Origin of the sequence: Pseudomonas sp. A014, assembly GCF_052378495.1 — a bacterium.
GTDB classification, from domain to species: domain Bacteria; phylum Pseudomonadota; class Gammaproteobacteria; order Pseudomonadales; family Pseudomonadaceae; genus Aquipseudomonas; species Aquipseudomonas machongensis.
In genome coordinates, this window is the sequence record NZ_CP199001.1 from 980,732 (window position 1) to 999,183 (window position 18,452).

The following is an 18,452-nucleotide window of genomic DNA, read 5'->3' on the forward strand; positions in this document are numbered from 1 at the left end:
ATCAGGATTAGACTGATTTTTGACCAGTCTTTAGGTCACGTGAAATTAGGGCACATTTCGAGATCAGCATACCGCCGAGTGGGATAGCTCAGCGGTGATGTATTCGGCGCGGATGACCATGCAGGAGCGGAGCCGCATAGCTGAAAGATCTAGGGTTGCCACGGCTTATATTGCTTGGATGATGGTGACTACGTAGCGTTTTCTGCCGTTCCCCACCTAGAATTTGAAGCGGGTGGTCGTAGCCCTCACTGGAACCAAAAAATCCCAGTTCGATTCCACTCAAAGCCATAACTAGCTGATTTTTTTATAGATACCCTATGAGGTACATCAAAAAATCCACCAAATTCCAGTCCCGCGAAAACCGGGCCCTCACGGCCAACAACCGTCCGTCTGTCTCCGCACCAGTCCCACCCCTTTCCCCCCCCAGGCTCCACTCCGATCGTCCCCACCCTCTACCAGCGCTTACCTCCCTTGAAGGTTTGCGCGAGCCCACTGCTCGGCGGTCGTGACGTGAATCGCCTGCTGTTCATTAAAGGTGCCCGCTTTCGGCCAGGCCACGCCTCGGCCCTGGGCAAACACGGCCCGGTACTTCTTGATGTGATGAGTCGGGTCTTTTTCCAGTTCGTCCATCAGATACGGAACCGTCCATTCGTTACGTTTGAAAGGTCGTCCAAGGACACGTTCGAGCAGCCCAGCAACTTCATCGTAAGTAACCGTATCGCCCGAGAGGTACACGATTTCGTTGCGCAAGCGGGGCTCGAAGAAAACGATTTCTGCTGTCAGCGCCCCGATGTCGTCGGGTGTGGTCAGGGTGACGCTGTTATCCAGCCCGCCCAGCGCGTTCACCGTGTCATTCTCGAAGTCCACCACTTCGAAAATGGGCTCAAACATGAAGCTGGTGAACATCCCCGTCGAGATGATGACCCACTCAGTCTTGTCTTGAGCCCTCAGCAACTCGCGAACGTCAAGCTGGGCATCGAAAAGGTCCTGCGGGCTTCCGCGTCCAATCACTTCAAAATCCACGCCGAACTGCCACGGGAAGTAGCGCTTGACGCCGGACTTCAGGGCCGCAGTGGCAAGCTTCATCGGAGTTTCTCGGCCTGCAACCATCCCTGCGCAGCCAATGACGGTATCGAATTGAGCGAATACCGCCGCAAGCTGGTCGATGGAGTCGCTCACCAGATCGGCAGCGACCATCTGAATGCCGAGGCTACGAAGTTCATCGATTTCGGCCTTTTTCGTCGGGACTTGGGTGTTGATGGTGGATTCGCGCAGCAGCACGCTGACCGTTGAGCCTGGGGCTCGTTCTGCAACCCGAGCAAGGTTGCGAAGCACGGGCAGCCCAAGCTCTCCTGCGCCTAATACGAGGATCGATTGAGGGGTTGGCTGGGTGGGATGGGTCATGATTTGTCCTGGTTAAAGTTGCCTGTAAGATGGACAAATGCTTGCACGACTATGCAGCGCTCGTAAGAAGGCACACGCGTGATACCAGGGGGAAGCATGGCCGATCATGAAGCTTTGAGGCAGGCTCAAGCCATCTGCCAGACGCTTAGAGAGGATGACGATGGGGTCAGGCGTGAGGTACTTGCACATGCGGGCAGTCGCTGGTCTCTGGGCATTCTGCATGCGCTAGGTGTCTACGGCACAATGCGCCACGCCGATATCAAACGGCAGTTGCGTGGCATTACACAGCGCATGCTGACCAAGACGCTGCGATCACTTGAGCGGGATGGCTTGGTCAGCCGACACGAGTTCCAAGAGATTCCGCCCCGTGTTGAATATGACCTGACTGCGCTGGGGATGCAGCTGCTTGTCCGCATGTCGCCTATTTGGACGTGGGTGGTTGAAAACGTGGAGCAGATCCGCGATGCCCGCCACAGGTTCGACAGTCAGGACGGAAAGACACCGTTCTGGCAAGAGCCCGTCCCGATGCCTGCAAGTTCGGTTACTGGCTATGACAGCCCGCTGATAGAGCAGGCTATAACAGCGAAGAGAGACAAATGATTGTTGCGGAAAAAATCGAGAGCTCGCCTCGAAAGTGTCTGGCCCGCGATATCCTCATGGCGGCTAACGCGTCCGCTTACAACGCCCACAGCCACGTGCTGTCCAGATGGCTGGGCTTAGCGCTGTAACCTGTAAATCGGACCTGTGCTCGATCAACAAGCAGATCAATCACCTGAATCTGGCCTACCCCCTGAACCCGCCCGTCCCGAAACCTGCTCGAACGGCGCCTCGTTCAATAATCCGCGGGCTATGTCCAGGCTTATCGCGTATGGTGCCCACGTGTGCCTGTGCTGGCACAACAGTCACGTTCAACCGCTGCGCAAACCATAGTCGTACCCCGCTTGTCCCATGACTCACCTAATCTTTCGGTAGATTGGGCGGTCAGTCGCTGCTAATAGCCAACTACCCCAGGATTTTTATGACCCTGCAGAAGCGTAACAACGTGCATATTGCTGGGGACGGAGGGGTAACCTTGATCCTGGCGCATGGGTTTGGCTGTGACCAGAGCATGTGGCGGTTGCTGGTGCCACATTTCTCCAAGAGCTTTCGCGTTGTCACCTACGATCTGACCGGCGCCGGGCAGTCTGACCTGGGGGCGTACGATCATGGCAGGCACGCGTCGCTGTGGGGGCACGCATCGGATCTCAACGAGATCATCGACGCGTTTGCGACAGGCCCCGTCATCCTGGTCGGGCACTCGGTCAGCGCGATGATCTGTGCCTTGGCCACTGTGCAGTCGCCAGAGCGGATTGCTGCACTGGTGATGATCGGCGGTTCGCCTTGCTACGTCGACAAGGGTGACTACACCGGCGGATTCTCGCCGGATGAAGTGCGGCAAATGCTGGCCACCATCGACGACAATTATCTCGGATGGGCCGGGACCATGGCGCCTGTCTTGATGGGGGCACCGGGGCAGCCGGGGCTTCACGAAGAGCTGCTGGAAAACTTTGCCCGCACCAACGCCTTTATCGCCAGGCATTTTGCCCGTGTGATTTTCCTGTCCGATCACCGGCAGGACATTTGCGGGCTGTCGACACCCACGTTGATCCTGCAATGTCCCGGCGACGTGGTCGTGCCAATGGGGGTTGGCGATTATCTGCACCGCGTGCTGCCCAACAGTCAGTTGAGCATCATCAACAACATCGGCCATTACCCGCAGTTGAGCGCACCCAGTGCATGCACGGCTGCAATGGATGTTTTCTTCGTAGAACGTGGGTTGAGTGATGGATGACGCCGTGCAGTTGTTCACAGCATCGTATTTCGAGAATGCCCCGTGCGGACTGGTTGTCATGGCTGCGGATGGCGCCATCATCCGCGCCAACCAGACGTTCTGCGATTGGCTGGGATACGACTCGACGCGGATGCACGCGTGCAGTTTCGACCAGTTGCTGACGGTGGCTGGGCGTGTGTTCCAAAGCACACACTGGAAGCCATTGATGGACATGCAGGGCTCTGTTGCGGAGGTTAAGGTCGACCTGTAACACCGCAATGGAACAGCCGTTGCCATGTTGCTAAATGGTGTACGGCAGGCAAGTGAAGACGGTGTCGTCTACCAGTTGGCGTTGTTCGGCATTAGCCAGCGAGACCGTAATGAGCGGGGGATATTCTTGGCAATGCAGCGCGCCGAGGAACTGCTGGCGCAGAAGGCGGCTGCCGAATCGGCTTTGCAACGTGCCCAAGTCGAGTTGGCCGCAGCCTATGAGGATGTGCAACATCGGGCACTGCTGGCTGAACGAATGGTCGCTGTGGCTAGCCATGACCTGAAGAATCCGATGACGGCCATCAAGATGGCTACAGAGTTGCTTGCACGCGATGTCCAATCCGACCGGGGGCGTCGACTGCTGGGCAGCATTGGCACTTCTGCCGAAAGAGCGCAGCGCATGATCGTCGATCTTCTGGATTTCGCGTCGATCAAACTCGGTCAGGGCATCGGCATCCGTCGCCAACACGTTGATCTTCTGAAGGCCATGGACCAATCCGTGAGCGAGCTCAGGATTGTTTTTGGCAACGCAAGCATTCGTCATTTGTCTCGGGGCCAAGGCACATTCGAGGTGGACCAGGACAGGTTGCAGCAGATGATCGGTAACCTGGTCGCCAACAGTGCGACATATGGCGACCTTCGCTATCCCATCACGCTCACTACCGAGTTCTGCGCCAAAGGTGTGGTTTTGGGCGTTCACAACCACGGCCCTGCCATCGCCGAGGAACTGTTGCCGAAGTTATTCGAGCCGATGACGCGTGGTAGCGACCGGCAAGATGCGCTGCGTTCGCTCGGGCTTGGTTTGTTTATCGTCAAGCAGATCGCCGAAGCCCATGGTGGCCGGGTTACCGTGACGTCCAACCCAATCTATGGCACCACTTTCATCATCCACTTGCCCTATTGATCTGTCGGCACTGCTGAACATTTCTTGACGGATTCAGCATCACCCCAAAGCCTCAGTCGTCAGTCAAACCTTTCCCCATCGCCGTGTATTCAAGCGTATGTCGCTGGCCCTTGGAGTCTTCGTAGATCATGCGCGCGGGTACCAATTCGCGCACGTCGGGCACTTCGCTCACGGAGATCACTCTAGCGATGTCCAGGTGCTGCGAATAGTTGTAGCGTTCAACCGGCGGATGCTTGAAATCCTGCGCCACTTCATCGGCCATTGCCGTGCTGCAAAGGCCGCCAAACACCAATGCCACTAACGCTTTCATTTTCAAGTTACCTGTCTGTCGTGAGGGGGCTTGCGGCGCCGTGAGCGCCGAGTTGCACCCAGTGTTCTACAGGCGGATTAGTTGAGGGTTAACAGATCAAGGTCGCCCCCTCAGCACGTATGTCGGACCGTTCCCAAAATGCAGCTCACGGCTTCTTCGGGCTTCGCCGCTCCTTGCACTGATGCCCCGTTAGGCATAAATTCCCCTCAGTCGCGGCACATCCGCGACCGGGTTTGGCGACCCGTACGAAAAGGCGCATCGGCGCCCCGATCACGATTGCAGGCGCTTTTTTTGTGTCCGCAGTTTCGTGCAATGGCGGCTGTGCGTGGGAGACCTTCGGGTCTGCCGGGTTCCTTTTCCTCGGTTCGCCAACCTGCGTACAGCTGCCACCCAATCGTTTGGCGACGATTGACGTGGTGCTTCAACTGAAAAGGATCTCATGCATGTTTATCGTTATCCCTTACAGGATCCTCGCATCCGCTCTCCGCCGCTTCTCGCCGGCTCCGGTATCTCGACCTCATCGCTTTTTCCCTATCCACAGTCAGTCCACCCGCGAACTGAGGCAGGTGTCCCATGACTGACCACGAGCGCCTTTCCACAATCCAATCCTATGCCTGGACCCTCGAACTCCTGGGCGAGGCACTGGCTCAATACGATGAACTGCTCGAGTGTGAGCACAACCCGCAGTTGAGCGGTCGAGGTGCGGCGGGGATTCATCAGGCCATCCGCATCATCGGTCGGATGACGGCGGAGGAGTGCGGGAGGTTGATTGATTTGGCGGGGGAGGCTGTGTAGCTGTTGGAGGTGTTGTTGGCCCTCGACTGCAGGGGCCGCTTTGCGGCCCTTTCGCGGCACGAGGCCGCTCCCACACGGATTGGGTTTGAACTACCGACGGAGCTTTTCATAGGCGATCCATTCCTCACGCATTCGCCGGATCACTTGAAGTCTTTTACACATTTGGCGGTAGCGGCGGCTGTTGTAGCAGGCGAGGGCCGAGGCGGCTGAGAGCATGCCCACCAACGAAAACAACTCTAATCCAGGCTTGAAGTAGCTTATGCAGTTGGCTGCAAGGCATATCACCAATACCCCTACAATCCACCATGTGAATTTTCCTCTGCCACGGATTACCGAGTACTGAGCGCACCCCAGCACGGTCGTGCCCAACATCAGCAGAGTAAAGGAGTACTCAAGGTAGTTTGGATGCTTGCGAAAGTAGACATCTGCTATGGCGCCTGCTCCCGTAGAGATGGCGATAATTGCCAGCAACATTGCCAGCGCAAGGATCGGGAAAAATCGTTTGAGGAAAGTCCTCACACAAAAGGTAAGGAACATCATTCACCGACATCCTCGATCAACGTTACTGCAAGATTTTCGATCATCCCGTTTCCTATGATGCCGACTCCGCTGTTGAAGGACTCACCAATCATTGCTGAGTCGCACTACGTGGCTGGGTTGAAGAATTGGCTATCTCTCACGATCAGCGACGGATTGCCTGCTCTATGGCTTTGATCGTTTCGGGTCTGATGCCCTGGGGGGCGGTGACTTCGATTCTCGGTGGACTTCGCGGTGGTGCTACCGGTGTCACTTGGGCCGCCTTGGCTTTGGCTGCTGCGCGGGCTTGTAATTCGGCCCGATGGAGAAAGCTCTGGTAGCCGGCCCAAGCTTTTACTACTAGTAGGATTGCCACAAGTAAGAATGTCCAGACATTGCTTCTGCGAACTTGGCGTAGCCAATTCCGGATGCCACTGGCCTGCATCGTGACTACCTCCGAGAGCCTTTTTAGCTGCTTTGGAATTGCCGGGGCCGCTTTGCGACCCTTTCGCGGCACGAGGCCACTCCTATACGGATTGGGTTTGAGCTACCGACGGAGCTTTTCATAGGCGATCCATTCCTCGCGCATTCGCCGGATCACTTGAAGTCTTTTACACATTTGGCGGTAGCGGCGGCTGTTGTAGCAGGCGAGAGCCAAGGCGGCGAAGAGCATGCCAGTCAGCGATATCAACTTCATGCCAGGTTCGAAATATCCTCTACCGCTGGCAATAAGACATATGGCTAGCATCCCCACGATCCACCATGTCGCTCCTGTTCTACCGCGAATAACGGAGTACTGAGCACTGCCCTGCACAACGCCACACAGTCCAAGCATGGCGACCATGTACTCAAGGTAGTGGGGGTGCTTGTGAAAATAGATATCGGTAATCAGTCCGCATGCTATCGGGACAGTTACCATAGTCAGGAGCATGCCTAGAGCTTTGATTGGAAAAAAGCGTTTGAAAAATTTGCTCCAAGGAAATGTGAGGAACATCATTCTGCTAACTCCTCAAGCAAAATTACTGCAAGATTTTGGATTATTTCACTGCTGGCAATACCGATGCCGCTGAGAATGGACTCAATAATAAGTGCTTTTGTCGTGTTCCTGACTTGTGTAGGTGTAAACCGTTTGGGGAAAATGCCAAGGCGCTGCTTGAGCTTAAGTTGCTTGGCTGTTAGCGATGGGTGCCGGATGGAAAGTATTTCTGTCATCAGCTTGCTGCGTTGCTGACGAGTCAGCTTTCTGCTCGATCCGAACCATCCCAAGCCTGTGGTTCGCTTAAGTATCTGGAGATATTTGATTGTATTAAGGGATGCGCTGGCGATGCCAAGGAGAGAGATTGTTTCCAGAAGCGGTGAGAGAATTTTAAACCAAGTTTCGTGGTCCAGTTCATCGTTTGCTTCCGGTCGCGTGAGTTCCAGATAAACACGCGTTCCACCCAGATAACACTGAACGGCGGAAGCTCCAAGTGCAGCATGACCAGCAGCGCTTATCACAAGTCCGATACCCCCTGTGAAAGCGGCTACAGTGCCGCCCGACCACATCAGTACCACTCCACCTATCAACCCTGCACACGCCAACCCCGCATCCCAAATATCCGAAATCAACCTGGACTGCCGCGGATCCTTCACCTGTTGCTCAAGATACTGCTCAGCCGTAACCGCCCTAGGCAGCTCCTGCAACACCACCCTCTTCGGCAGCACACTGCAAACAGGCTGAAACGCCCGCAAGGTAATCGCGTTGTAATGAACATCGACATAAACCACCCCCGCCCCAACGATGGCGGGATCGCGGTCGATTGCGGCATACAGTTTGGAAAGATCGATCGAGCTTTCGATCCGCTCTCGGGCGAAAGGCTTGAACGGGTTGCCACCTAGTTCCGTGATGGGCGGGCGAGGCATGACGGGTCCTGAGCAGGGCGTCAGGAGAGACCGTTGGGTCAGCCGCTAGCCCGCGATTGAGGGACTCGCGAGCTTAAGAAGGTGGCATTGGGGAGTATGTCAGACTGTTCCGGGATGGTGGTCAGAGGAGGCTTGGCAGGTCATGGATAGATGAAATTGTCCTTTTACCGCCAGGCATAACAAAGATTATCGGCAGTTTCAGCCACCATTACCGCGCCCGAGGCGTATGCCCGCCACTCCGAGCGCGCATGCCGCTGTGAGGTTCGACGGTGGAGGTCGCCGGGGCGGATTTCGGCTCGATCGAGGACGTGGGCGGTGCTGGGTGATGCTGGCTTAGATACGCGATCGGCCTTATGATGGCCGACCTTTCCGCAACACAAAGAGATGCGGAGAACATAGACTTCATAATTGAGAGTGGTGAGATGGAAGCGGCGCGTATTGAAGGATTCAGAGGTTTTTTTTCAAGAAATGTTCAGCCCATATGTTTTCTCGTAGCCTACTTTATTCTGGTTGTTCTCGGTAACTTGATCTATGCATCACCTTGGGGTTATGAGGCGATTGCGATCACTGAATATCCTACCGCCGTCTTGCAGCTCAATCATATCTTCAGTACCGGCTTCTGGGTGCTGCTGCTCATGCCGTTCGTGGTCACGCCGGCCGTAGTCTATGCGGTCAAGAGGCTGGCCGGAGACAAGGTGGACGCTGTCAGTCGAAGATTTCCCGAACTGACAGAGCGGTGGTTCGTCATCTTGTTTACCCTGGCGTGTACCTACGTGCTGTTCAGCTTCTATCGGCACGGCGTGGCGGAGCTGTTCATGTCGGGCCGTGACTCGATTTCGTCAGTAGTTGCCCGATTCGAAATTCGTGAGCGCCTGAGCTTCGTGGTCTTTATCGTGCTGCAAGCCGTTGTGCCTTATTTGTCATACGCGGCGATCATCAATGCATCGAAGCGGCCGGGCTGGTTCTGGAAAGTGGCCGCAATCATTTCAATCGTCATGGCCTCGCTGTTCTTTATCATGATCAACATGAAATGGCCGGTCGTTCTTTACTATGCAGGTGCAGTGCTCGCCATTTTCATGCATACCGAACGGCACGCTTACGCTAAAGCGATTGTGGGTGGCGTGCTGGTTGTAGCGACTTACTTGTTGATCTCCACCGTGGTGTTTCGTTTCGGGCAGTCGAGCGAGCCACCGGTGGCGCAAGCGTTCATCGGTTCGGTGCAAGTGATCGAGGACGCCGAGCTTTCCGCGCAAGGTAACGAGTCGGCGATTGTCGCTGCCGCTGAAGTGGCTGCCGTTTCGCCGGTAGTTGCTCAAGAACCTGCAGTGGCGGTGGTAGAAACTGCACCTTCGCCGCAGCCACCGATGGTTCCCGAGAGTCGCAAGAGTGCCTCCATCGCCGAGCGTGCTGCGCAGTTGTCCGAAGTGGCGATGGGCGCAGCGCCAAGCCTGATGATGCATCTGGTCAACCGCATGTCGATCCCGTATCCCTATTACTATCAAGAGTTCACTGATCATCCATCTGCATGTGGCGGGATTCTCGCCCAGGCGCGGCCTGGTCCGAAGTGCCGGCCTTCCACCTACATCTACGACAAGATGTTCGCAGGCCGGGCCGATCAATTCCTCGGCAAAGGCACTGCACCGGCGGCGGTACATATCTCAGGCTACGCCGTTGGCGGCTGGCCTGTGGCAGTCATTTCCCTGCTATGCGCCAGCATCATCATGGGCATCATGGCCAGCATGCCGCTGAACGCCAGCTCTACCATCTCGGCATTCGGCATCATGGGCGCCCTGGCGGGCTATCACTTCTCCCAGGTGCCAGGAGAGGGTGTCATCTTCTACGAGCACGGTTTGTTCTGGACGTTCTCGGTGATGATTGGCTACTGCGTACTCGTCTACTGTTTCGGACGCCAGCCTGGTTCGCAGGGGCCTGTCCAGGCCTGATAGCTGATGATCGACGGCGCCTTCACGGCGCCGTTTTTGCACCCACCGTTGACGCTCCTGTCGCGATTGTATCGCCCTGTATCTCATCCCTGATCCTGCGTACTTGCATACAAATCCCTCCCTCTCCGGATACGCCCCCGATACACGCTGACGTTCAAATGGCTCCACCCGAACGAACGGGGCCAGGCGCCCGGTTCATCGGCTCTCTCGCCCTAGGGGCAATGAACCCAGCGGTACGACCGCACTGACATCCGGAGAAATGCCATGTCCCATACCCCGATTTCCACCAAGGCTCGCATCGGCCTGTTCGCCATCGCCCTGGCTGGCGGTATCAACGTCACCAGCTCCGCTTTCGCCGTTGAAGCACTGCCGCAGGGCTACCAGCTTGCGGCCAACGAGAAGGCCCCGGAAGGCAAGTGCGGGGAAGGCAAATGTGGTGCCCAGGGCAAGGCCACCCAGGCCGAAGGCAAGTGTGGCGAAGGCAAGTGCGGTGCCCAGGGCAAGGCCACGAAGGCCGAAGGCAAGTGTGGTGAGGGCAAGTGCGGTGGCCAGGCGAAAGCCACTGGAGCCGAGGGCAAGTGTGGTGAAGGCAAATGCGGCGATGCCTCCTTCGCCCGCACCGACACCGACCACGATGGCCGCGTTTCGCGTGCCGAGCTGCTGGCCGTGGCGCCGAAGGCCAACGCCGAATTCGATGCGATCGATGCCAACCACGATGGCTACCTGTCCGAGGCGGAGGTGTATCAGTTCCGCAAGCATCAGTTCGACGCCAACGGCAAGCCGTTCCCATCCGACCTTTACAGCCGCCTGAGCCAGGCCAAGCAGTAACGGCCATTCGCGCCCTTCCCGCACCCTTGGTCGGGGAGGGCCGTGCGCAACGTCCTGATCGCCCAGAAGGAGATGCACCGTGATTACCCCTCTGACAACCACGCTCTACACCGCCCGTACTCACACCAGCGGCGGCCGCGACGGCCGCGGTCGCTCCAGTGATGGTGCGCTGGACCTGCCGCTGAGCCCGCCCGGCTCCGGACGTCCAGGCACCAACCCTGAGCAATTGTTTGCCATCGGCTGGTCGGCCTGCTTCATCGGCGCATTGCGTCGTGCGGGGCAGAAGTTCGACATCCGCCTGCCCGAGGGCGTGGCGGTGGAGGCTGATGTGTCGCTGGGCAATACCGCCGATGGCGGCTTTGCATTGGCCGCTCAGTTGACGGTGCACTTGCCCGGGCTTGCCCAGGAGGACAAGCAGAAGATGGTGGCCGAGGCGCACCAGATCTGCCCATACTCCAAGGCGACCCGGGGCAATATCGAAGTGGGTTTCGTGATTGTGTGAGGTGGGCGGAGCCCGTCAGGTTCGTACCACTGTCGGCACCATCCGCACGTAGATCAGTTCGCTCACCAGTTCTACCAGTGTCTGGGTAATCACCGCCGCTGCCGCCAGCACCCGCAAGTCTTCCGGCAAGGCCAGCGCCAGCGGCAGTACCACCAGCGAATTGCGGGTCGCGGCGCTGAACGTCACCGCTCGTGCTTCGCTCGCCTGCAGCCGCAACAGCCGCGCCGAGAGCAGCCCCAGCAGCGGTGCCAGCAGCGCGAACCCGACATACACCGGAATCACCGGCAACAGGCGCTGGAAGTCGCCCAGTACTACGGCGATCTGCGAGCCAATCACGGCAATCAGCACCAGGGCCATGGCCGGCACCGGCATCCACGCCCAGGCGTCGTTCCAGCGAGCGATGGCCTGCGAGCGGCGTGCGCCGGCGCTGGTGAGTACGGCCAGCAGCATCGGCAGGGCAATCAGCAGCACGAAGGCTTCCACGAACGGCTCGATGGACAGTGCCACCGGGTTGTGCGCACCGAGCATCAGGGCCAGGTACAGCGGCAGCAGGGCCAGTTGCACCAGCAACAGCACTGGCGTGGCGGCGAGGATCAGGCGTGAATCGCCTTTGCCGATGTGGGTGAACACCACCACATAGTCGATGCAGGGCGTGAGCAGTACCAGCAGCGCACCGATCAGGATCGCCGGATGCTCGACCAGGCCGCGCGTGACCGCCCACACCAGCAGCGGTACCAGCACGAAGTTGGCAAGCAACAGTGCGCCCATGAAGCGGCGGTTGCCCAGCCCCTGGCGCAGGTCGAGAAAGGGGATCTGCAGGAACATCGCGTACATCAGCACGGCGATGGCCGGAGTCACCAGCGCTTGCAGGTAGCTGGCGGTGCCGGGGGCGAGCAGGCCCGCGGCGATGGCCAGGACCACGGCGGCGAAGTAGATGGGGATCTGCTGGGTTTCAAGTTGCTCTCGGGTCACGCGGCGGTCCTGTGGGCGAGTGTGGGGCGACGGCCGCTCAGGATAGAGGCTGTCGGGCCCCCTGTGCCAGGGCTTGCCGGGTCGCGCCTACAGGTCCGCGATCTCGGGTTGTGGGCGCTTGGCACGCGCTGCGGGTTGCACTGGGGTTGGCTCGGCGAACCAGCGCGGCCAGGAACTCTGCTGGCGCCCACCGACCTCGACGCAGGGGATCAGCTTGTCGCTGAGCACCTGTGTCTGCCCGACCGACACCGCCGTGCGGTATTTGCGGCTGTGGATGCATTCGCGGTCGCCGAACTCGCAGCGGTTCAGTTGCGTGCCGCCGCAGGGCCCGTTGGCCAGGCCCTTGGGGCAGGTTTCCGGGCAGATGTACAAGGTGTCTTCGAGCCGGCATTGCCCGCAGGTGTCGCAACCGACCAGCGGCCGCTTGAGGCTGCGCTCCACGCCGTGCAGCACGCGCGCCGCTGCCGGTGTCGACCACAGCGTGCGGCGCACGCTCCAGCCGAATGCCTTGCTCAACAGCGTCTCGCGGCTGAACAGTTGATGGTGCATGGCCGACAGCAAATGGTAGCGAGCCTTTTCCGTAAACGACGCCTGGACCTGGCGCTGGCCCTGCTGCCAGTGATGCCCGGGCGGGTGGAAAGTGACCGGTGCCACGTCGGGCATCTGCCAGGCGGCGTCCCAGGCGCTGCGCCATTGCTCGAGGCTGTTGATGCGTGGCAGCCAGTCCTCCAGGGCTTGTTCCAGTTCGAGAAACTGTTCGAGTTCGTGCACGCCGGAGAGGTTGATCCCGGCGTAACCCAGCAGGCGCAGGCCGATGATCTGCAGGGCTAGGCGCTCGGTGGCGCGCTGCCGGGCGTGGGCCTTGGACACCGCTGCCTCGGCGGCGAGCAGCGCGCGCATCGCGGGGCTTACGGTGACACCCGCCACATGCTCGAGCATCCCGGCACGGCCATCGGTCAGCCCCATGATGCAGGCGAGCATAGGCCGAGGCGTGGGCTGGCGCTGCATCCAGTGCATGGCCTCGCGGTATTTCTGGAAGTCGAAGCCCAGTTGCAGGATGAAGAAGTCGACGCCGGCTGCGAGCTTCTTTTCGGCCTTGAAGTACTGCGCGCCGCCTTCTTCCTCGCGGTATTTGAAGGGGTTCAGTGCTGCACCGAGCAGCCAGTCGGGGCGCGCCTGGCGAACGATCTGCAGGGCTGCGACGGATTCGAGGTAACGCACCGGACGCTGGCCCGGCGTGTGGCCGGGCAGGCGGTCGCCGGTCAGCAGCAAAAGCTGGTCCAGGCCAGCGGCGTCCATCCGCGGTAACTGGGCGAGCAGGTCCTGGCGCTCGCGATCCTTGCCGGAGAAATGCAGCAGGGTCGGGACCGGTGTATCGAAGCTGCGGCAGGCGTCGAGCGGCGACATGTCGAGCGCGCTGCCGACCCGGTCGGCGATGGACACCGCCAGGGGCCAACCACACAACTGCGCACGCGCCATGATGCTCTCCAGCGCCGCGAAGCGCTGGGCAGAAGGCTTGGGAACGAACTCCATGATGCAGACGAAGGATTGGTCGTTCAGGGCTTGTCTGAGCAGGCTCATGGCGGGTACCGGGTGCGGGCAGGATGGCAGTGTGGCTGGATGGGGGCGCAGTGGGTTGTCTGCAAGCGTACGGCATTGATCTGAAACAGACACGCGGCGCGGTTTACATCTGGATACAAGCCGGGCTTTGTCATCGAGCTGGTGGGCTGCTTGGATGCTGCGCTCTGTGGAGCGAATCTGGTTTTGGCGGGGACCTTTTCGCGGGCAAGCCCGCTGCCACAGGCCCCGCGGCTCTGAAGACTGTGGAGTACCTGTGGGAGCGGGCTTGCCCGCGAAAAGGTCACCGCTGTCCCGGCCTCTTTCCCCAAACCTCGATAAATGGAGTTATTGATGAAGACCCTGGTAATCGGCGCCAGCAAAGGGCTGGGCAAGGCCCTGATGCAAGGCCTGGGCAACCCCGGTGACACCCTGATCGGCGTCGCCCGCGCCATCCCCCCGCATGTCCCCGTCATCGCGGGTATCGACACCCGCTGGATCGAAGCCGACCTCGCTCACCCCGCAGCCGCCGTCGCCACCATCACCGAGGCGGTGGCTGATCAAGGCATCGACACGCTGATCTACAACCTTGGCATCTGGGAGCCCCTGGCCTTCGACCCCGCCTACGATTTTCTCGACGACCAGGACGCCCAGATTGAAACCATGGTCGGTTGCAACATCACCGCGACCATCCTGCTGATCAAACGTCTGCTGCCCCTGTTGCTGCAAAGCCAGCACCCACGCATCCTGCTGACGGGCTCGACTTCGGGCCTGCCGCGCAGCGGGCGTCCGGAGGTGACGTTCGGTGCCAGCAAGTTCGCCCTGCAAGGCATCGCCGACGCCCTGCGTGAGGGCTACCGCGATCGGCGTCTTGGGGTGACCTGCCTGAACCTCGGCTATCTCAATACCGAGGATGGCCTGGAGGTGCCGGTTGCAGACGCTGCGCAGCGTGGCGAAGGGGCACTGATACCGGTGCACGATGTGGTGCAGGTGGTCAGGATGGTCCTGTCACTGTCGCCGGCCAGCTTTGTCAGGGAGCTGAGCTTGCCGGCGATTCTGGATGACAGATTCTGAGATTGATGGTGAGTTCTCTGCGGGCTTGCCTGCGAGGAACTCACCCCAGACTCATCGCTCGATCGTCAACGCGACCCCTTGGCCGCCACCGATGCACAGCGTCGCCAGGCCCTTCTTCGCATCGCGCTTGATCATCTCGTGCAGCAGGGTCACCAGCACCCGGCAACCCGAGGCGCCGATCGGGTGGCCAAGGGCGATGGCGCCGCCGTTGACGTTGACCTTCGCCGCATCCCACGCCAGCTCCTTGCCCACAGCCAGGGCCTGTGCAGCGAAGGCCTCGTTGGCCTCGATCAGGTCCAGGTCGGCCAGCTGCCAGCCAGCCTTCTGCAGGCAGCGCTGGGTCGCCGAGACCGGGCCGATGCCCATGATCGCCGGATCCACACCGGCACTGGCGTAGCCGGTGATCTTGGCCAGCACTGGCAGGCCCAGGGCCTTGGCCTTGTCGACGCTCATCAGCAGCACGGCAGCGGCGCCGTCGTTGAGGCTCGAGGCGTTGCCGGCGGTGACGCTGCCGTCTTTCTTGAAAGCCGCGCGCAGCTTGCCCAGCGATTCGGCGCTGGTGCCCGGGCGAGGTTGCTCGTCGGTGTCGAACACCAGCGCATCGCCTTTTTTCTGCGGGATGTGAATCGGGGTGATCTCATCCTTGAACCGACCGCCTTCGATAGCGGCCACCGCCTTGCGCTGGGACTCGGCGGCAAAGGCATCCTGCTGTTCGCGGGTGATGGCGTACTTGTCCACCAGGTTCTCGGCGGTGATGCCCATGTGGTAGTCGTTGAAGGCGTCCCACAGGCCGTCGGTGATCATGGTATCGACCAGTTGGCCGTGGCCCATGCGCTGGCCAGTGCGGGCCGACGGCAGCACGTAGGGCGCCAGGCTCATGCTCTCCTGGCCGCCGGCGATCACCACCTCGGCGTCGCCGCAGCGGATTGCCTGGGCCGCCAGATGCAGGGCCTTGAGGCCCGAGCCGCAGACCTTGTTCAGGGTCAGCGCCGGCACCGCGTGGGGCAGGCCGGCCTTGACCGCAGCCTGGCGGGCGGGGTTCTGGCCGGCGCCTGCGGTCAGCACCTGGCCGAGGATCACCTCGTCGACTTGCGCAGGGTCGAGGCCGGTCTGCTCCAGCAGGCGCTTGATCACCGCAGCGCCGAGGTCGATGGCCGAGACATTGGCCAGGGAGCCCTGGAAACTGCCGATGGCAGTGCGGGTGGCGGCGACGATGGCGACTTCGTTCATTGTTGTTCTCCGGAAGGCGAAGTGGATCGCGACAGCATCACTGCCCGGGGCTCATTTGAGAAGTTTGTTTTTCTTTGTGATTGATCGGGTTTGCAAATGAATGGGGTGTCTGTGCCAGCCTCATTGCGGGGCAAGCCCGCTCCCACAAGTACGGCGCTGAACCCGAATATATCGGGGGCTGTGGGAGCGGGCTTGCCCCGCGATAGGGCCGGTACTCACACCGCTGGACAATGGCTCGTCACACAATGGATGCCGCCACCTCCCGCCGCGATGGCATCGATATCCAACTGCACCACGTCCCGATCCGGATACAACTCGGCCAACAACGCCCGGGCCTTTTCATCGGCCTCTCGGTCTCCGAACTGCGGGGCGATGACCGCGCCGTTGATCACGAAATAATTGATATACCCCGCCGCGAAATCCGGGTTGCCCCTGTTGAGCGCGTTCTTGCGTGGATTCAGCGGCGGCGACACGGTGTGCACCTGCAACGCCCGACCCTCGGCATCGGTGGCTTGCTTGAGTATCTCCAGATGCCGCAGCGTCACGGCGTGGTCATACGAATCGGGGTCGGTATCGAGGTTGGCCAGCACCACGCCGGGGCGCACGAAGCGCGCATAGAAGTCCACATGCGCGTCGGTGATGTCCTTGCCCTTGATGCCCGGCAGCCAGATGATCTTGCGCAGGCCCAGGCGCGCCTTGAGTTCCTGCTCGACCTCGGCCTTGCTCCAGCCGGGGTTGCGGTTGGCGTTGATCCAGCTGCTCTCGGTCATGATGCCGGTGCCATGGCCATCGACCTCGATACCACCGCCTTCGCCAACCAGCTCGCTGCGCTGGTAGGTCGCGTTCGCCCGCGTGGCCACCTGCCTGGCCAGCTTCGCGTCGTAGCGGTGCTGTTGCTTGTCGCCCCAACCGTTGAAGTTGAAGTCCACCGCGCCCAGTTCGCCGTCGTCGTCGACCACGAAGTTGGCGCCGATGTCGCGCATCCAGATGTCGTCCAGCTCGGTTTCGACATAGGTGACGTTGTGGCTGCCGCATTCTTCTTCGGCAATGTCACGCTCGCTGGCGCGGCAGAACACCGTCACCGGCTGGTAGACCGCAATGGCCCGGGCGATGCGACCCAGCGCAGCCTGCACGTCCTCGGTGAAGTCTTCCCAGATCGCGTCCTGGGCGCCGAAGGCTATGTAGGCGCGCTGCTGCGGCTCGCCCTCGTCGGGCATGAACCAGCGGCCCGTCTCGCTGGCGCGGGTGCTGCCCAGGGGCAGGCCGATGCTTGCGGCGGCGCCGAGGCCGGCGGCGATCGACAGGTGCTGGAGGAAGGTACGGCGGGTCGGCATGGGTCAGTCCCGGGCAGTCTTGAAACGGGTCCAGACACGCATGCGCGCGCGCATGTCGGCCTGGGGAATATCCTTGCCCGGAATCAGCCGGGCATAGGTGGCGGCATCGAGGTAGATGTCGGGGTTGTCGCGCATGCGCGCGTCCACCAGCGGGCGGGCCTTGACGCTGGCCGTGGGGTAGCCGGTGAAGGTGCTGATCGCGGCCATGTTTTCCGGGCGCATGACGAAGTTGATGAAACGATAGGCGTACTCCGGGTGACGCGCATCGGCGGGGATCGCCATGGTGTCCATCCACACCGTGGTGCCTTCGCGCGGCACGTGGTACTGGAAGTCGATGGCCTTGCCTGCGGCCTCGGCGGTGCGCTGGGCCTGGATCACGTCGCCGCTGTAGCCCAGCGACAGACAGGTGTTCTCGTTGACCAGCTCGGTCACCGGCTGCGACTGCAGCTTGCGCACGTAGGGGCGGATGCCTTTCAGCAGCTCGCTGGCGGCGGCCAGGTCTTCGCGCCTGGCACTGCGCGGCTCGCGGCCCAGGTAGTGGAGCACCACGGCGAGCACTTCGTCGGGTGAGTCGATCATCGAGATGCCGCAGTCGGCGAACTTGGCCGCCAGCTCCGGTTTGAACAGCAGGTCGAGGCTGTCCAGCGGGGCGTCGGGCATGCGCTCGCGGATCTTCGCCGCGTTGAAGGTCAGGCCGATGGTGCCCCAGGTATAGGGCACCGTCGCCTGGCTGGCCTTGGGGTAGCGCGCGTGCAGGGCGTGCAGGCCGGGGTCGATGTCGTCCAGCGCGGTCAGTTGCCGGCGGTCGAGCGGCTGCAGGCTGCCGGCGCGCATCAGGCGTTCGGCCACGGTGTCGCCGGGAAACACCAGGTCGTAGCCGCTGCGCCCGGACATCAGCTTGGCCTCGAGCACCTCGCTGCTGTCCATGACGTCGTAGATCACCGGGATGCCTGTTTCGGCGGTGAAGCGCTTGAGGGTGTCCTCGGCAAAATAGTCGGCCCAGTTGTACAGGCGCAGGGCCTCTTGCTGCGCCTGGGAGCCGGACGCGCAGCAGGCTAGGGCGAGGGCGGCGAACAGCGCTGATGGACGGCGTGACATGGC

At 60.7% G+C, this 18,452-nt stretch carries 19 protein-coding genes; 9 read left to right on the top strand and 10 right to left on the bottom strand.

From position 1 onward, the window contains the following. Window positions 1-462: 462 nt before the first annotated feature. On the bottom strand, window positions 463-1,404 hold the full coding sequence (locus tag ACTYOL_RS04695) for an aromatic alcohol reductase (RefSeq protein ID WP_153772546.1): 942 nt from the start codon (window positions 1,402-1,404) through the stop codon (window positions 463-465). 96 nt (window positions 1,405-1,500) lie between these two features. On the opposite strand from ACTYOL_RS04695, the gene ACTYOL_RS04700 reads away from it, so the two are divergent. The 4 genes from ACTYOL_RS04700 to ACTYOL_RS04715 all read left to right on the top strand — a co-directional run bounded on the left by ACTYOL_RS04700 (window position 1,501) and on the right by ACTYOL_RS04715 (window position 4,388). Continuing rightward, on the top strand, window positions 1,501-2,004 hold the full coding sequence (locus ACTYOL_RS04700) for a winged helix-turn-helix transcriptional regulator (protein ID WP_444757605.1): 504 nt from the start codon (window positions 1,501-1,503) through the stop codon (window positions 2,002-2,004). A gap of 418 nt (window positions 2,005-2,422) precedes the next feature. Then, window positions 2,423-3,235 (top strand): alpha/beta fold hydrolase, encoded by an 813-nt coding sequence (locus ACTYOL_RS04705; protein WP_444757606.1) that lies wholly within the window; start codon window positions 2,423-2,425, stop codon window positions 3,233-3,235. Further along, a complete protein-coding gene (locus tag ACTYOL_RS04710) occupies window positions 3,228-3,485 on the top strand; it encodes a PAS domain-containing protein (RefSeq protein ID WP_444757607.1) in 258 nt (85 codons plus the stop codon). Before ACTYOL_RS04705 ends, ACTYOL_RS04710 begins: the two co-directional genes overlap by 8 nt. Window positions 3,486-3,509: 24 nt before the next feature. Continuing rightward, window positions 3,510-4,388 (top strand): sensor histidine kinase, encoded by an 879-nt coding sequence (locus tag ACTYOL_RS04715; protein WP_444757608.1) that lies wholly within the window; start codon window positions 3,510-3,512, stop codon window positions 4,386-4,388. Window positions 4,389-4,440: 52 nt separating this feature from the next. Here ACTYOL_RS04715 and ACTYOL_RS04720 read toward each other — a convergent pair whose 3' ends face one another. Then, entirely contained in the window at window positions 4,441-4,698 is a 258-nt protein-coding gene (locus ACTYOL_RS04720; protein WP_153772542.1) for a DUF2790 domain-containing protein, read from the bottom strand. A gap of 573 nt (window positions 4,699-5,271) precedes the next feature. Between ACTYOL_RS04720 and ACTYOL_RS04725 the strand changes: the two genes are divergently transcribed. Further along, complete coding sequence (locus tag ACTYOL_RS04725) at window positions 5,272-5,493, top strand: hypothetical protein (protein ID WP_186667693.1); 222 nt, start codon at window positions 5,272-5,274, stop codon at window positions 5,491-5,493. 90 nt (window positions 5,494-5,583) lie between these two features. On the opposite strand, the gene ACTYOL_RS04730 is transcribed toward ACTYOL_RS04725, so the two are convergent. From ACTYOL_RS04730 to ACTYOL_RS04740, 3 genes are all read right to left on the bottom strand, one after another. Continuing rightward, on the bottom strand, window positions 5,584-6,033 hold the full coding sequence (locus ACTYOL_RS04730) for a hypothetical protein (protein WP_125930728.1): 450 nt from the start codon (window positions 6,031-6,033) through the stop codon (window positions 5,584-5,586). A 523-nt stretch (window positions 6,034-6,556) separates the two neighbouring features. Then, window positions 6,557-7,006 carry a hypothetical protein gene (locus ACTYOL_RS04735; RefSeq protein WP_153772541.1) on the bottom strand — a complete coding sequence of 150 codons (450 nt, stop codon included), beginning with the start codon at window positions 7,004-7,006 and terminating at the stop codon, window positions 6,557-6,559. Continuing rightward, on the bottom strand, window positions 7,003-7,911 hold the full coding sequence (locus ACTYOL_RS04740) for an NAD synthetase (RefSeq protein WP_444757609.1): 909 nt from the start codon (window positions 7,909-7,911) through the stop codon (window positions 7,003-7,005). Before ACTYOL_RS04740 ends, ACTYOL_RS04735 begins: the two co-directional genes overlap by 4 nt. A gap of 353 nt (window positions 7,912-8,264) precedes the next feature. On the opposite strand from ACTYOL_RS04740, the gene ACTYOL_RS04745 reads away from it, so the two are divergent. The 3 genes from ACTYOL_RS04745 (at window position 8,265) to ACTYOL_RS04755 (ending at window position 11,184) form a co-directional block, all read left to right on the top strand. After that, window positions 8,265-9,854 carry a hypothetical protein gene (locus ACTYOL_RS04745; RefSeq protein WP_444757610.1) on the top strand — a complete coding sequence of 530 codons (1,590 nt, stop codon included), beginning with the start codon at window positions 8,265-8,267 and terminating at the stop codon, window positions 9,852-9,854. A 264-nt stretch (window positions 9,855-10,118) separates the two neighbouring features. Then, a complete protein-coding gene (locus ACTYOL_RS04750; RefSeq protein WP_112897427.1) occupies window positions 10,119-10,682 on the top strand; it encodes an HvfA family oxazolone/thioamide-modified RiPP metallophore in 564 nt (187 codons plus the stop codon). An 82-nt stretch (window positions 10,683-10,764) separates the two neighbouring features. Continuing rightward, window positions 10,765-11,184 (top strand): organic hydroperoxide resistance protein, encoded by a 420-nt coding sequence (locus tag ACTYOL_RS04755; protein ID WP_054893555.1) that lies wholly within the window; start codon window positions 10,765-10,767, stop codon window positions 11,182-11,184. A 15-nt stretch (window positions 11,185-11,199) separates the two neighbouring features. Here ACTYOL_RS04755 and ACTYOL_RS04760 read toward each other — a convergent pair whose 3' ends face one another. Then, entirely contained in the window at window positions 11,200-12,156 is a 957-nt protein-coding gene (locus ACTYOL_RS04760) for an arsenic resistance protein (protein ID WP_444757611.1), read from the bottom strand. Between the two features lie 87 nt (window positions 12,157-12,243). Next, on the bottom strand, window positions 12,244-13,737 hold the full coding sequence (locus ACTYOL_RS04765; protein ID WP_444757612.1) for a methylenetetrahydrofolate reductase C-terminal domain-containing protein: 1,494 nt from the start codon (window positions 13,735-13,737) through the stop codon (window positions 12,244-12,246). A gap of 330 nt (window positions 13,738-14,067) precedes the next feature. Between ACTYOL_RS04765 and ACTYOL_RS04770 the strand changes: the two genes are divergently transcribed. Continuing rightward, complete coding sequence (locus ACTYOL_RS04770; RefSeq protein WP_197892822.1) at window positions 14,068-14,787, top strand: SDR family NAD(P)-dependent oxidoreductase; 720 nt, start codon at window positions 14,068-14,070, stop codon at window positions 14,785-14,787. A gap of 51 nt (window positions 14,788-14,838) precedes the next feature. Here the strand turns inward: ACTYOL_RS04770 and ACTYOL_RS04775 are convergent, their stop codons facing one another. The 3 genes from ACTYOL_RS04775 to ACTYOL_RS04785 all read right to left on the bottom strand — a co-directional run bounded on the left by ACTYOL_RS04775 (window position 14,839) and on the right by ACTYOL_RS04785 (window position 18,449). Beyond that, the gene (locus tag ACTYOL_RS04775) at window positions 14,839-16,017 is read right to left on the bottom strand and encodes an acetyl-CoA C-acetyltransferase (RefSeq protein WP_054893536.1); all 1,179 of its coding nucleotides are present in this window, start codon (window positions 16,015-16,017) and stop codon (window positions 14,839-14,841) included. A gap of 215 nt (window positions 16,018-16,232) precedes the next feature. Beyond that, on the bottom strand, window positions 16,233-17,351 hold the full coding sequence (locus ACTYOL_RS04780; protein ID WP_197892824.1) for an agmatine deiminase family protein: 1,119 nt from the start codon (window positions 17,349-17,351) through the stop codon (window positions 16,233-16,235). Between the two features lie 3 nt (window positions 17,352-17,354). Continuing rightward, on the bottom strand, window positions 17,355-18,449 hold the full coding sequence (locus ACTYOL_RS04785) for an extracellular solute-binding protein (RefSeq protein ID WP_444757613.1): 1,095 nt from the start codon (window positions 18,447-18,449) through the stop codon (window positions 17,355-17,357). Window positions 18,450-18,452: the final 3 nt, after the last annotated feature.